We start from the raw sequence: 14202 nt of genomic DNA, 5'->3' as shown, positions 1-14202 counted from the left end.
ATGAAAACCCTATATAAGGTACCTAATGACAAAGGACTTCAGACACGAGGAGCCGTATGTGGTGAAAGTCACAAGTACGGTTTTGAAGACGAGTTGGAGAGGGCGACCTCCCAGCTTAGTTTAACGGTGCTTTTGAATAAAATAAGCTGACGGCTGACGGCTGATAGCTGAATGCTTACGGTAATCCTACTCTAATTACCAATTACCAATTACCAAAAGGGCGTCAAATTTTTTTTTACGCTGATTCCATTAAAACCATCTTTACTATTGCCTATTGCCTATTGCCTATTGCCTATTGCCTATTGCCTTAAAAGGTAAAACCATGTCGCTCACTTTTTATGATAATTTATATAACTAGTTAAAATGCCTATTTGCCGTGCTAACAGCACTGATGACTTAGAGTTAATTATTTCCTTCGGTTACACCCCATTAGCTGATGGATTACTTACTAAAGAACAGTTAGAAAAGCCTGAATATACTGCTCCATTGGATCTGGCGTTTTCTCCTGGCAGTGGTTTAGTACAAATCACCGAAAGTGTCCCCCCCGAAATCCTATTTTGTCGAGAATACCCCTATTTTTCTTCTGTATCAAAATCGTTACTAAAACACTTTGGAGATAGTGCCAAAGCCATCATTGAGTCAAGACAACTCAATAGCAACAGTCTAGTGATTGAAGCAGCTAGTAATGATGGCTATATGCTCAAGAACTTTGTTGAAAAAGGAATTTCGGTGCTGGGAATCGACCCAGCCTCTGGACCTGCGGAAGCTGCCCAAAAAGCAGGTATTCCTACTCTTTGTACATTTTTTACGAAAGATTTGGCAATAGAGCTACACTATCAAGGACGGAAAGCTGATGTTTTTCTTGCTAACAATGTCTTGGCTCATGTGCCAGATCTGAATGGCTTTGTAGCAGGAATTGGCGTTTTGCTGAAAGAGACTGGTGTAGCTGTGATTGAAGTCCCCTATGTGGTTGACTTGGTAGATCACTGTGAATTTGACACTATCTACCATCAGCACTTATGTTATTTTTCAGTAACTGCTTTGGATCGGTTGTTTAGGAAACATGGTTTATTCCTAAATGACATCCAACGTACTCCAATCCATGGGGGTTCGTTACGCCTATTTGTGGAGCCTAAGGAACAGGTTAAGGAATCCGTAAAATCTCTATTAGCAGAAGAAGTAGCCCGGGGAGTTGACCGCATTGATTACTATCGTGATTTTGCTAATCGTGTTCAGGAAATTAAGCTTTCTTTACTAGATATCCTCTGGGATTTGAAGAAACAGGGTAAAAAGGTAGCAGCCTATGGAGCAGCAGCTAAAGCAACTACTCTGCTCAGTTATTTTGGGATTAATAAAACCCTGGTGGATTATGTTGTGGATTTAAATACCTTCAAACATGGTCGCTACATGGGCATTAATCATTTACCTATTTTTCCACCATCAAAACTGTTAGAGGATAAACCAGATTATGTGTTGCTGCTAGCTTGGAATTTTGCTGATGAAATTTTGCAGCAACAAGAAGCATATCGACAACAAGGAGGGAAATTTATTATTCCGATTCCACAACCAAAGATTGTTTAGAGTTGATGGTTGACGGTTTAATATAAAGCAAGAGAGTAGGAAGTAGGAAGTAGGGATAAATGGCTATTCCATAAAATCCCAAACTTGTATACGTCACCTATTTTATACATGCTATAATTTAAGTCAGCTTTGTTATGCATTGGAGTGCGGGAGGGTACGGATACTTGTCAATTTACTCTTAGCGAACTTGCGCACTTTCTGATCTGAGTCATGCTCTGCTCTGTCTCGCAACAGCAGCAGAGTTTGGGGATGGTTCTGATAGTAATCGATGATTGCTTTAAGGGCAATTTGCCGAGGGTTTTCTTCCCGGCGCTGCTTGCGATAAAAGGGATCATTGACAGCGCGAACGCACAAAAATTCAAACATCCCAGGTTGATTTTTCCAACCACAGATTAATTCTGTCATAACTGCTGCTCGCACACGCCAATGCGGATCTGATTCAGCTCGTTGTTGGAGAAAATGTAAAGTGTCTGGGTGATCTTTCCAACCACGGACTAATTCTCCCAGCACTGCTATTCGCACATCCAAATTCCGATCCGATTTAGCCCGTTTTTTGATAAAAAGTAGGATATCCGGTTCATCTTTCCAGCCACGGGCTAATACTTGCACTGCTATTTGCCGCACATATCCATTCCGATCCGATTGAGCTAATTGTTTGAGAAATGGTAACGTATCCGGGTGATTTTTACAACCACGAGGTAATGCTTCGGCTGCTGTTTGTCGCACAGCCAAATCCTGATCCGATTGAGCCAATTGTTTGAAAATAGGTAAGGTATCGGGGTGATTTTGCCAACTAGAAGCTAATGCTTCGGCTACTGCTTGTCGCACAGCGGCATCCTGATCCGATTCAGCCAATTGTTTTAGCATGGGTAACGTATCGGGGTGATCTTTCCAATCACGAGCTAATGCTTCGGCTACTGCTTGTCGCACAGCGGCATCCTGATCCGATTCAGCCAATTGTTTTAGCATGGGTAACGTATCTGGATCATCTTTCCAAGCACTGACTAATTCTGCTATCGCTGCTTGTCGCACACGCCAAGACTGATCTGATTGAGCCAGTTGTTTGAGAATAGCTAAAGTATCGTGGTGATCTTTCCAACCATGGACTAATTTTGCCATTGCTACTCGTCGCACATCGGAATTGTGGTCAGATTGAGCCAGTTGTTTGAGAATGGGTAACGTATCCGGATGATCTTGCCAACCATCGACTAATCCTGAAACTGCTGCTATTCGAACATCGGAATCCTGATCGGATTGAGCTCGTTGTTTAAGAATAAGTAAGATATCACGTTCACCCTTCCAACCACGAGCTAATTCTTGCACTGCTACCTGTCGCACATAGTCATTGTGATCCGATTGAGCCAATTGTTTGAGTAAAGGTAAGGTAACCGGATGATCTTTCCAACCATGGGCTAATGCTTCGGCTGCTGCTTGTCGTACGTCCCAATACTGATCCGATTGAGCTAATTGTTTGAGGATGAGTGGGGTATCCGGGTCATTCTGCCCACCACATACTAATTCTGCCACTGTTACTGCTCGCACATACCCATTCTGATCTGATTGAACCAGTTGTTTGTTGTGAAGGTTAAAATCTGTAATAATATCCTGATTTTTTCTAGGATTTTTATCCATTTCATCGATAGTTTTTAATTAACAAACTGGATTAATATCTGGTAATTGCTGGCAAATACAAATGACTCATCGCACTCATTTTAGCCAATACCTAAAACCTAAAACCTAACACCTATCTAGGTTTGAGCTTTGTTGTCACCCCGTGAGTGCAGAACGAAATAAATTGTGCTCAAAAATAGCCGAGCGTGAAATCTCAGTATCGAAAATATAATTCGATAGTTTAATTTTACTTTAAATCGACTAATTTGGTATTGAAATTAACTATTTTTTGTATAAAAATTATAGGCAATATCTTGCTAATACAGGGTTGGTATATCTTCCTTAATGGTCTGAATTAACCGTTCAATCTGGGATTGATATTGATTGGCACTCAAATGCTCTGAAGTCATCACATTTAAATTATAAAAGAGTCACTCAAAATGATACAACAAGCATTGCCCAAAAATTTTGCTCACACACAACCGATTTCATTATCAGAACACATTTGTCCCAACTGTGGAAACCAAGGATTATCCCTATTTTATGAAGTACATAACGTACCAGTTCACAGTTGCTTAATGATGTCAACCCAGGAAGCAGCTCTAGACTTCCCTTGCGGTGATGTGGTTTTGGGGTTTTGTCAAGACTGCGGCTTCATCACTAATGTTTCCTTTGATCCCAGGTGGTCAGCTTACGCTCCCAATTATGAAGACCAACAGAGTTTTTCCCCAACCTTCAATCAGTTTGCCCTTGATCTAGCCAATCATCTGATCGACAAATACGACCTTCATAACAAAGACATTATAGAGATTGGTTGTAGCAAAGGAGATTTCCTCTTGCTGCTGTGCGAATTAGGTAACAATCGTGGTGTTGGTATTGACCCGTCTGCTGTAGTAGGACGAGTCCAGAGTGAAGCCGCTGACCGGGTCACCTTTATTCAAGACTATTACTCAGAGCGCTATGCTGAGTATGTAGGTGATTTTATCTGTTGTCGCCATACCCTAGAGCATATTTATCCTACCGCTGAGTTTATTAGTACCGTGCGCCGCTCCATTGGCGATCGCCTCAATACCGTTGTGGTGTTTGAGATACCAGATACCATACGAGTACTCAAAGACTTAGCCTTTGAAGACATTTACTACGAACACTGCTCCTATTTCACCCCTGGATCCCTAGCGCGATTATTCCGCAACTGTGGTTTTGAAGTGACTGACCTGTATCGAGCTTATGGTGAACAATATCTATTAATTGAAACCCGACCTGTCACCATCCCATCTGACAAAGTACATCCTCTGGAAGAGAGTCTTGAGGAAGTTACTCAGCATGTCAAAAACTTCACCAACGAGATTAGCAAGAAGCTGGAGAATTGGAGGCAGCACTTAGAGCAGATGCATGCTCAAGGCAAGCGTGTTGTAGTTTGGGGTTCAGGTTCCAAGTGTGTGGCTTTTCTAACCACTCTTGATACCACAGACAAAATTGAATACGTGGTGGACATTAATCCCCATCGTCATGGGAAATTTATCCCTGGCGTTGGTAAACAAATTATGGCACCAGAGTTTTTGAAGCAATACAAACCGGATCAGGTGATTGTCATGAATTCGATATATTGTCATGAAATTCAGCAAATGTTGGATAAGATGGGAGTAACTACAGAGGTTATATCTCTATAAACATCAGTCATTAGTTATGAGGTAAGCATTCAGCCGTCAGCTATCAGCTGATAGCTGATAGCTGATAGCTGATAGCTGAATACTTACATACGTTAACCAAATCGGTTTATGTGAAAAAATGTTCAAATGATTGCTGATCAACCCCGCTTAAGCATTGGATTACCAGTCTACAACGGTGAAGAATTCCTCAGGGAAGCATTAGATTCAATTTTGGCTCAGACCTTTGAGGATTTCGAGTTGATCATTTCAGATAACTGCTCGACTGACGCAACTGAAGAGATTTGTCGGGAGTATCAGGCTAAAGACAAACGCATTTATTACTACCGCAATCAAGAAAATCTTGGTGCTGCCCCAAACTACAATCGTACGGTTGAGTTGGCTAGAGGTGAATATTTTAAGTGGGCAGCTGATGACGATGTTTGTGCCCCCTCTTTCTTAGCTCGCTGCGTAGAGGTGCTTGACAATGACCCGACGGTAATATTGTCCTACCCAAGAACAATATTCACTAAGCCTGATGGACAAAAGTGGTGGGAAGCGGAGTCGGTAGGAAACCTAGATTCAGAGAAACCCCATGAACGTTTTCAGGCAGCAATTTCGGATTTCTGGTGCTTGGAGGTTTTTGGAGTGATCCGTACGGATGCCCTAAGAAAAACCTCATTGATTTCATCCTACTACGGTTCAGATCGGCTGTTGCTGACTCAACTAAGCCTGATTGGGCGCTTGAAAGAAATTCCTGAACCCCTCTTTTTCCGGCGTTGCCATTCAGACCAGTCAAGTCGGCTATCGGCTCAGGAGCGGGAGGTTTGGATCGATACCAAAGCCTCTATGCGACCGAAATTCCTGCGACCTCGGAATTCGATTGAATTTTTGAGGGCAGTATTTCAGGCTCCGTTGAACTGGCAGGAGCGCATTCGCTGTCTAAGTGTACTCGGGAACTATATTTTTTCTGCACAGACTTGGAAAAAATTTTTCCATCAGAAAGCACCCAGCAAAGTTTAGCAATAACCGAAGGATTGGATTCTTGCGGGCGAAAGAGTATTTGTCATTTGTCATTGTTTATTATTTGGTCGCCCCTTCAGGCCAAAATGGCAAATAGTCCAATAAGTTTTATGGTAAAAAAAAGTATGGTAAGTGAATAGGCTTACCCAAACTTTTTGAGGATTAATTAATTGTTTATAGCGGTTTTTACTCCAATGAGGTAGACCATAAGTCTCAATTAACAAGCTTTTCAGCTTCAAGGTGTACCTCACCATACAAAAAAAACACTATATTCCCCCTTATTATACCTTGATAAGGGATACGGTTAACTTTTAATAGTCAACATTCAACATTCAACTATTCAACATTCAACTATTAAACATTAAAAATTCAATTTTAAAAGTTAACGTTAATAGTTTAAGTAATAAAAATAACCATGTACGACTTGGCGATTATTGGAGGAGGAATCATTGGCTTATCCACAGCCATGGCATTGGGTCAACGTTATCCAGATGCCAAAATTCTGGTACTGGAAAAAGAGAGCAGTTGGGCTGCTCACCAAACTGGCAATAACAGTGGTGTGATTCATTCGGGAATCTACTACAAACCAGGGAGTTTCAAGGCTAGGTTTTGTTATGAAGGAAACCGCTCGATGGTGGCATTCTGCCAAAAGCATGGTATTGATTATGACATCTGTGGCAAAGTGATTGTAGCAACTGAACCAGAAGAACTACCATTGCTGGATAGTCTTTACCAAAGGGGTTTGGAAAACGGTATAGAGATTGCCAAGATTACTGGTGAAGAGGTTAAGGAAATTGAACCCCATGTGCGCTGTTTAGCTGGAATTCGAGTTTATTCGACTGGGATTGTAAACTACAAGCAGGTCTGTGAACAATACGTTGAACTGGTTCGTGTCCAGGGAGGGGATTTACGTCTCAATAGTAAGGTAGAAAAGATCATAGAAACTAGGGATGCTTTAGTACTGGAAACCAACAATGGTAACTATCCCACTCGTTTTGTGATCAACTGCGCTGGACTACATAGCGATCGCATTGCTAAGTTGGGTGATGCTGAGCCTCCAGCTAAAATCGTTCCTTTCCGGGGTGAGTACTATGAACTCAAGCCAGAGAAACGCTACCTAGTCAAGCACCTAATTTATCCAGTTCCTAATCCAAATTTTCCTTTCCTAGGGGTTCATTTCACCCGCATGATTGATGGCAGTGTCCATGCTGGACCCAATGCTGTACTTAGTTTAAAGCGGGAAGGTTATCGAAAGACTGATTTTGACTTGCGAGATTTTGTGGAAGTCATGACCTATCCCGGTTTCTGGAAACTAGCTGTCAAACATGGAGACGCAGGGATTCAGGAAATCATCCGCTCCTTCAGTAAAGCTGCGTTTGTTAAGAGTTTGCAACGGCTGATTCCTGAAATCCAAGCAGATGATTTAGTTCCCACCCATGCTGGGGTCAGAGCTCAAGCCTTAAAAAATGATGGCAAGTTGGTGGATGATTTTTTAATTGTCAATAGTCCTAAAGCAATGCATGTTTGTAATGCTCCCTCTCCTGGTGCGACGGCTTCTTTGGAGATTGGGAATGCGATCGCTAGTGAAATCCCGACACTGAAAACTCTCGAAAGGGTGATCTGACCCAAGTTTCCTTAAAAGCTATCAGCCGTCAGCTGATAGCTGATTATTTGTACTTTCCCTGTACTAGTCTAATGGAGTGAAAACTTGAAATGAACACCTTATCTAACCACAACTGTCCTGTATGTGACTCTGCCGATTTAGAGGTGTTTTTTGAAATGTTGGCGGTGCCAGTGTACTGTAATCTTCTGTGGCGATCGCGTCAAACTGCTCAAAACTGTCCTAAGGGAGATATCAAACTAGGGTTCTGTCCTAGCTGTGGTTTTATTAGCAACGTAGCCTTTGACCCTACTAAATTGGGTTATTCCCAGGACTATGAAAACTCCTTACATTACTCTCCTCGATTTCAGGACTATGCCCAATCCCTTGCCGCTGGATTGGTTAAGCGCCTCCATCTCTACAATAAAGACATTATTGAAATTGGTTGTGGCAAAGGGGATTTTCTGATAAGCCTGTGTGAACTAGGTAATAACCGAGGAGTAGGTTTTGACCCCAGCTATGTTCCTAGGTCAGAGCATCAAGCACTTCAGACTCAAGTCAAGTTTGTTCAAGATTTCTATTCACAGCTCTACCAAGAGTATCAAGCCGATCTAATTTGTTGTCGGCACACCCTAGAGCACATTTCCAATCCGGCAGATTTGCTCAAGCCACTACGACAGGCCATCGGTTCTCGCCTTAATACCATTGTTTTCTTTGAAGTCCCCAACGCCTTAGATACCTTTCGCCATCTAGCGGTGTGGGACATTATCTATGAACACTGCTGCTATTTCGCCCCCTCTTCTCTAGGGCAAGCTTTTGTCAATGCTGGGTTTCAAGTTAGTGAAATCAAGGAAGCGTTTGGTGGTCAGTTCCTGTGCCTGGAAGCAAAGCCAGTGCATGGGGAAATCCCGAACAGCTATGGAAAACCGGATGAAATCGAGGTATTGACTCGCGATATTGCCAGCTTTACCGCTAGGTTTCAGGAGAAGTTAGAAAGCTGGCAGCACAAACTGACAACCATCGCTCAAACTGGAAAAAAAGCCGTAGCATGGGGTGCTGGCTCAAAAGGGGTTACTTTTTTGAATCTGCTCAAGTGCCAAGATGTGATTGATTACATCGTAGATCTCAATCCCCGCAAACAGGGGAAGTACGTTGCTGGAACGGGACAGGAAATTGTTCCACCAGAGTTTCTCCAGGATTACCAACCTGATCTGGTTATTGTGATGAACCCGATCTATGAAGCAGAGATTCGACAGTTATGCACAAATCTAGGTTTAACTCCTGAGTTAATATGTGTTTGATTGTGTTTTACCGTTAGCTTTGGTGATATCAAGTCCGGTTGAAAACCTATCATCAAGAAGATTGATAGGCGGATGGTCAGATGGATCCGATCAAGTCAACCGCCGCCGACAATAGTGACAATTTCGAGCTTGTCTGCCTCCTGCATTTGAGTCTGGTCCCAAAACTGCCGATGGAGAATTTCACCATTATATTCTACCGCCACCAGGCGCGGATTTAATCCTAGCTGTTCTAATAGCTGGGGTAGTTTAGTGTCACAAGAGCAGGTCCGGGATTCACCATTAACTTCAAGGGTAATTTGAGTTGTGTTGTTATAAATCATGAACGAATATTCACCACCAAGCTATTAACAATTAGTAACCATTACTTATTACCTAACATGTCTAACTATTATCTAGTTTTCTGACATTAGGGTTTAGAAACGCCAGCTTCAAGAGATCGAAGAGTGTGTTCTCGTTTTAGCTGGGACAGAAAATATTGAGTAACTAGAGTCGGTTGTTCCGCCTCCATGATCCCCCGGACAACTGCCACTCGTTGAGCTCCTGCATCCAAGACATAGTTTAAATTGTTTGGATCAATTCCCCCAATTGCAAACCATGGAATTGTAGCATGCTCTTTCGCATACTTGACATAATCCAAACCAGCTGCTTGCTTATTGGGTTTAGTAGGGGTTTCATAAACCGGTCCAACACCAATATAATCTGCCCCTTCAGCAATTGCCCGGTGTAGTTCATCAGGGTTAGTAGTCGAGCAACCAATGATACGCTGGGAGCCGAGTAGCTGCCGTGCTAACGCAATTGGCACATCCTGTTGTCCAATATGAACCCCATCAGCCTCCACTGCCAGAGCTAAATCTACCCGGTCATTCATAATAAACAAAGCACCGTAGTGATGGCACAGCTGGCACAGTTTCTGAGCATCAGCGAGTTTGTCCCCATCATCTGCTTGTTTTTCCCGGTACTGTACCAAGGTTAGTCCACCTTGGAGGGCAGCCTCTACTTTGGCAAACCACTGGTCTGACAAGGATGTAATCAAATAGAGATGCGATCGCTCTAGCAACTGATGACGCTGATATCCCAGTAAATTGCTTTCTAGGCTGTAAACCCGATAGCGCATCTGCTTAAAGGCGATCCCCATCTGAGCATCGTATAGCTTACCATATTCTTCCAACACCCGTAGTGCTTCTTGCACCCGACACAAATTAGCCTGTAAAAGCTGCTGAATGCTGGAACGTCTTTCTTCCTGGGGATGAGTTAGTCCAGTCCCTGGATCCCCTGAGGTATCTCGGAAGATCCTGATTTCCGAGCTGTGCCAACGGGCTAATTCCTGGCGCATTTCCTTGCACTCCCCAGCCATCTGGGCGCTGTTGAGACCAAAGCGGCACCACTCCTCAATAATTCGCAAGCCTTCTCTAGCTCGGTCTAAATTTGCATCCAAAATTCGGCAAACCGCCGATTTTTGATTCATAATGCCGCTCTTTTGGTCATCCATTACTAACTACTCCATTATTATCTATCCTAACAGTGGATGGAAAGCTTGTTTCTGTGGTCAGTAACCTTTAGCAACGGACACATTTCAAGTGATAAATGATTACAAATAGATTACAACTATCCTAGTTTATGGATACGATCAAGCTTGACATTCAACTAAACTGTTATGTCATATCCCTTAACCTTCTATGCTCGGATAACAGCCATGAGTTTGATCAGAATTAACACTATAGAATTACCTATTTCCGCTCATTCCCATTGCCATTACCAGCATCACCAACATCAGCCTAGAGGCTTTGATCTTGGGTTACCAGTGAAAACGATTTTGCTGGGATTAACCTTTAGCATCATCAGCCAAGCTATCCCTTCAAGAATGGTGCCACTAGGATTAGGAGGAACCACGGCTTTAGCCCAATCAACTCAGGATGATAGGGCAAGAAACCTGGATCTTACCATAGAAAGAAAATTTTTGTTTGTAAACCCAGTTACCGGCAACGACACTAGTGGTGATGGCACCCAGGATTCACCTTTGAAAACTATCACTCAGGCGCTACAAGCTGCCCAGCCCAATACTGTGATTGTACTCTCTAGCGGTATCTACAGCAGTGAGATGGGTGAAACCTTCCCTCTACTTCTGAAACCCGGTATCAAGCTACAGGGCAACCCCCGCACTAGAGGTCACGATGTGGTGATTCGTGGTGGTGGTACCTTTGTTAGTTCCACGGCTGCTAGTCACGATGTCCTAATCGTAGGTGCTGACCAAACGATTATTTCTGGTGTGACCCTTAACAATACTAATCCAGAAGGTTATGGTTTGTGGCTGGAAGTCGGTTCGGTTTTAGTGGAAGACAATACCTTAACTGGGAATACCAAAAGTGGGATTGCTGTGGAGGGAAATAGTACACCAACAATTCGCAGTAACTACTTCTACAAGAATCAAGGAAATGCGCTCAGCATTTACGGAACCTCAAACACTCAAGTGGATGACAATGTATTTGAAAATAATGACTTAGGAATTCTGATTGCCGAAAACGTTGCACCTCATATTGTTAATAATCGTATCACTGGCAATATAAATGGGGTAGTGGTTGAAACCAAGGCTCAACCATTTTTCCATAATAACCTGATTGAAAATTCCCAACTGGATGGATTAGTACTCAAGGTCGGAGCTAATCCGGATTGGGGAAATTCACCAGAATCAACAAACAATACATTAAACAATAAATTAAATAATATATTTCGAGGGAATGGGCGGTTTGACATTAACAATCAGGAGTCTGAGCCTACTGTGATTGCTTTTGGTAATCAGCTAGAAAAGGAAACTAACAGTGAGGTTAATTCAGGGAAAACTGAAAAGGATATCATTCAAGAGTCGAAGCTTGAAACAACAGCTGTTAGTAAACCAGCTGTTAGTAAACCAGCTAGTACTTCTGATGGTTCTGACAACCAAGCCGTTGTTATGGCAGAGAACTCTAATCACTCACAGAAGACTACGCCTAATTCTCAGGAGAATCCCACCACCCCCAGCCAAGTCGTCCCATCCCAACCCCCTGCCGAGAAGGAACCTACAAAGGAATCGACATCTGCTCAGGTCTCAGCAGCTTCATTTCCCGTTCCATCAAGTTTGGAGCCTCAGGCATCTACCTCGACTGATAACATCGCCAAAGACGCAGCACTAAATAATTCTGCAAGTACTGAATCTTCTAGACCAGCAGCAAGGTCCCAAACTGAGAGTCAGCAAACCTCTCAAACCCAACAGCCTTCTGATGCTAGGACTCAACGTTCACATTCTGAACCCCTGACACCCCTGACTCTGAAAGTTATTCAAAACCAAGAGCAGTCATCTTTTGAGGAACCAACATCTCCAGCCAAACCAGGAGAGGATTCTAGCAGTTTTACTCCAGCTTCACCGTCACAGGAAGTGATTGATGCGTCAAGTAACAGGTCAAAACCAACACCGGCAGCAGCCTCGACTGAGGACGTTAACGTTATGATGTCAATGTCTAGTCAGATCACTACACCGGTTAATCAAAATACTAGTAATCAAAATACTAGTGCTAGCTCCAATTCAGGTAGCTCAATTCCAGTGTTTTCTACAAGTACCCAATCAAACTCGGAACAAAGGGGACCTCAAGGGAATAATCCTACTTCAGCTCTACCCAGTCAGGGTTACCGGATTTTGGTAAATGCTGAGAGTGAGCAGCAACAAGATTTAATGCGATCGCTAATTCCCGATTCTTTCCTGACCTCCTTTGAAGGAAGAACTGTGATGCAAGCGGGATTGTTCACAACCCTGGAAAATATTGATCGGGTGCTGAAATTACTCAGTAGTTATGGTTTGAGCACCACTATTGTGCCTCTGAATTACTGATCAGACCAAGGAGGGAATAATTTTCTTTCTATTTTAAAGGGATTCCAGAGAAGTTAGGATATTGACCATCTCTTTTGACTATCTATTGAATAAAATAAATTCCCGGAGCAATTCTAAAAGCTCTGATGAAATCTCATGACCCATATCTAATTCTCTGTACTGCACTGCTGCTCCCAAGTTGAGCAAATAATCTCGTAACCGGTGAGCAGCACTTAAAGGAACAACCGTATCTTGTCTACCATGCACAATTAAAATGGACTGCAACGATGAATCAACCTTTTCAGGGGTTCGATGCATATAGCCACTCAAGGAGGCTAAACCTGCCAGGGGTAAGGTTAACCCTACATCTAGAGCCATTGCCCCACCTTGAGAAAAGCCACACAAAATTGTGGAGGACAGGGGAATACCTGTAAAACCTTGGAGAGAATTGAGCCAGTAGCTCAAGCGCTCTTCGCTTTCTTCTAATCCCCGATAGTCGTCTCTTGCCAAGTCGTACCACATTCTGCCACCAGTTACCTGAGGGTGACTAAAAGGAGCATCGGGAATTAAAAATTGGGTGTTGGGCAAGTTTAACGATGGCACTAGAGATGCCACAGCTTGAGCATTAGCACCCCAACCGTGTAACGCTACGACCAATCGTGCTGGTCGTTGACCGTTTGCTGGTGGAATTGAAATCGCTTCGAGAGACAGGCCTCTTACTCCTGAAGAACACAACGGATCAGCATTCCAGATAGATGGGCTGAACTAGCGCACATTGACCCTCTCCCCTAGGGAGTAGGTTTGGGGAATTAATCGGGGCTGCAACTTAATATAAGCCGATTAGCGAACTTTATGCCGCGCTTTTCTGGTTTCAGCCCAAGATATCTGTTAACTTGGGAATCCTATCACCAATCTGCTACATTTGTAAAGCTGTCGTGCTTTAGGATAATGTGGCGAACGCTATCAACAGTAATGGCTCCCTCATTCTTGAACTTGGTGAGCAGTCGGGTAACTGTAACCCGCGTCGTTCCAATTGCATTGGCTAAATCCTGATGAGTAAGACGCATTCCGATCCGAATACCTTCTGGTACTGGCTCACCAACTTCCCGTTTTAATAGCAATAGTAAATGTTGTAGGCGTACCTCAACCCGGCGCTGACCCGAGATTGCTAACAGGATCTCTGTCTGTCGCATCCGACGCACTAGTTGGGGTAAAATGGTCTGGGCTATATAGGGAGAATTGTTGATTTCAGCTAAAGAATACCATTTGAGACGGACATCAGATAAGGCCATTGCCTGATAACTTGACCAAAAATTTGGGTCTCAAGCCCCGTCCTTCGCTGGATAGAAACCTGTTTATTGTGGAGCCTTATTCAATAAGTTTTAACCCTTTTCCCCATAGCCTGCCGACCATAAAGGCTCCACTATCTTACGGTAACTTGGCCGTAGGCCACGCTGCGCGAACAATGGACGGCTTTTTTTTGTGCTATAATATTACGTAGAGTTATTCCACGTCAAAATGATCGTCTTAGAATTTAAGGTCAAAGGGAATAAAACTCAATATGCCGCCATTGATGAGGCGATACGGACTGGTCAGTTTGTA

The 14202-nt window shown here is 43.2% G+C and carries 11 protein-coding genes and 1 pseudogene; 7 read left to right on the top strand and 5 right to left on the bottom strand.

Annotated elements, in window-relative coordinates:
• Nucleotides 1–363: 363 nt before the first annotated feature.
• On the top strand, nt 364–1581 hold the full coding sequence (locus tag F6K46_RS33205) for a class I SAM-dependent methyltransferase (RefSeq protein WP_293066007.1): 1218 nt from the start codon (nt 364–366) through the stop codon (nt 1579–1581).
• Between the two features lie 132 nt (nt 1582–1713).
• On the opposite strand, the gene F6K46_RS33200 is transcribed toward F6K46_RS33205, so the two are convergent.
• The gene (locus tag F6K46_RS33200; protein ID WP_293066004.1) at nt 1714–3213 is read right to left on the bottom strand and encodes a HEAT repeat domain-containing protein; all 1500 of its coding nucleotides are present in this window, start codon (nt 3211–3213) and stop codon (nt 1714–1716) included.
• 419 nt (nt 3214–3632) lie between these two features.
• On the opposite strand from F6K46_RS33200, the gene F6K46_RS33195 reads away from it, so the two are divergent.
• The 4 genes from F6K46_RS33195 to F6K46_RS33180 all read left to right on the top strand — a co-directional run bounded on the left by F6K46_RS33195 (nt 3633) and on the right by F6K46_RS33180 (nt 8762).
• Nucleotides 3633–4862 (top strand): class I SAM-dependent methyltransferase, encoded by a 1230-nt coding sequence (locus F6K46_RS33195; RefSeq protein WP_293066000.1) that lies wholly within the window; start codon nt 3633–3635, stop codon nt 4860–4862.
• A gap of 126 nt (nt 4863–4988) precedes the next feature.
• Nucleotides 4989–5861, top strand: coding sequence for a glycosyltransferase family 2 protein (locus F6K46_RS33190; RefSeq protein WP_293065998.1), 873 nt, complete (start codon nt 4989–4991; stop codon nt 5859–5861).
• Between the two features lie 415 nt (nt 5862–6276).
• Nucleotides 6277–7485, top strand: a complete 1209-nt coding sequence (gene lhgO, locus F6K46_RS33185; RefSeq protein WP_293065996.1) for an L-2-hydroxyglutarate oxidase — start codon at nt 6277–6279, stop codon at nt 7483–7485.
• Between the two features lie 89 nt (nt 7486–7574).
• Nucleotides 7575–8762 (top strand): class I SAM-dependent methyltransferase, encoded by a 1188-nt coding sequence (locus F6K46_RS33180; protein WP_293065993.1) that lies wholly within the window; start codon nt 7575–7577, stop codon nt 8760–8762.
• 95 nt (nt 8763–8857) lie between these two features.
• Here F6K46_RS33180 and thiS read toward each other — a convergent pair whose 3' ends face one another.
• Nucleotides 8858–9082, bottom strand: coding sequence for a sulfur carrier protein ThiS (gene thiS / locus F6K46_RS33175; RefSeq protein WP_293065991.1), 225 nt, complete (start codon nt 9080–9082; stop codon nt 8858–8860).
• Between the two features lie 86 nt (nt 9083–9168).
• Nucleotides 9169–10251, bottom strand: a complete 1083-nt coding sequence (locus tag F6K46_RS33170; protein WP_070390756.1) for a thiamine phosphate synthase — start codon at nt 10249–10251, stop codon at nt 9169–9171.
• A gap of 165 nt (nt 10252–10416) precedes the next feature.
• On the opposite strand from F6K46_RS33170, the gene F6K46_RS33165 reads away from it, so the two are divergent.
• The gene (locus F6K46_RS33165; protein WP_293065985.1) at nt 10417–12621 is read left to right on the top strand and encodes a DUF1565 domain-containing protein; all 2205 of its coding nucleotides are present in this window, start codon (nt 10417–10419) and stop codon (nt 12619–12621) included.
• 78 nt (nt 12622–12699) lie between these two features.
• Here F6K46_RS33165 and F6K46_RS33160 read toward each other — a convergent pair whose 3' ends face one another.
• Nucleotides 12700–13311 (bottom strand): alpha/beta hydrolase, encoded by a 612-nt coding sequence (locus tag F6K46_RS33160; RefSeq protein ID WP_293066009.1) that lies wholly within the window; start codon nt 13309–13311, stop codon nt 12700–12702.
• 194 nt (nt 13312–13505) lie between these two features.
• Nucleotides 13506–13892: a Crp/Fnr family transcriptional regulator gene (locus F6K46_RS33155; protein ID WP_366510831.1), complete on the bottom strand. Its 387-nt coding sequence runs from the start codon at nt 13890–13892 to the stop codon at nt 13506–13508.
• Between the two features lie 226 nt (nt 13893–14118).
• Between F6K46_RS33155 and F6K46_RS33150 the strand changes: the two are divergent.
• A pseudogene (locus F6K46_RS33150) lies at nt 14119–14202 on the top strand (transposase); the annotation flags it as partial.

The sequence above is a fragment of the Moorena sp. SIO3E8 genome (genome assembly GCF_010692445.1).
GTDB classification, from domain to species: Bacteria; Cyanobacteriota; Cyanobacteriia; order Cyanobacteriales; family Coleofasciculaceae; genus Moorena; species Moorena bouillonii.
Note: the sequence above shows the minus strand (reverse complement) of the source record. Positions and strands in the feature narration are given on the sequence as shown.

Bases quoted from the DNA above. Each gene is read 5' to 3' on its own strand.
- F6K46_RS33155 (WP_366510831.1), bottom strand. From the start codon at position 13,892: ATGGCCTTATCTGATGTCCGTCTCAAATGGTATTCTTTAGCTGAAATC.
- F6K46_RS33200 (WP_293066004.1), bottom strand. From the start codon at position 3,213: ATGGATAAAAATCCTAGAAAAAATCAGGATATTATTACAGATTTTAAC.
- thiS (WP_293065991.1), bottom strand. From the start codon at position 9,082: ATGATTTATAACAACACAACTCAAATTACCCTTGAAGTTAATGGTGAA.
- F6K46_RS33170 (WP_070390756.1), bottom strand. From the start codon at position 10,251: ATGGATGACCAAAAGAGCGGCATTATGAATCAAAAATCGGCGGTTTGC.
- F6K46_RS33205 (WP_293066007.1), top strand. From the start codon at position 364: ATGCCTATTTGCCGTGCTAACAGCACTGATGACTTAGAGTTAATTATT.
- lhgO (WP_293065996.1), top strand. From the start codon at position 6,277: ATGTACGACTTGGCGATTATTGGAGGAGGAATCATTGGCTTATCCACA.
- F6K46_RS33195 (WP_293066000.1), top strand. From the start codon at position 3,633: ATGATACAACAAGCATTGCCCAAAAATTTTGCTCACACACAACCGATT.
- F6K46_RS33180 (WP_293065993.1), top strand. From the start codon at position 7,575: ATGAACACCTTATCTAACCACAACTGTCCTGTATGTGACTCTGCCGAT.
- F6K46_RS33165 (WP_293065985.1), top strand. From the start codon at position 10,417: ATGTCATATCCCTTAACCTTCTATGCTCGGATAACAGCCATGAGTTTG.
- F6K46_RS33190 (WP_293065998.1), top strand. From the start codon at position 4,989: ATGATTGCTGATCAACCCCGCTTAAGCATTGGATTACCAGTCTACAAC.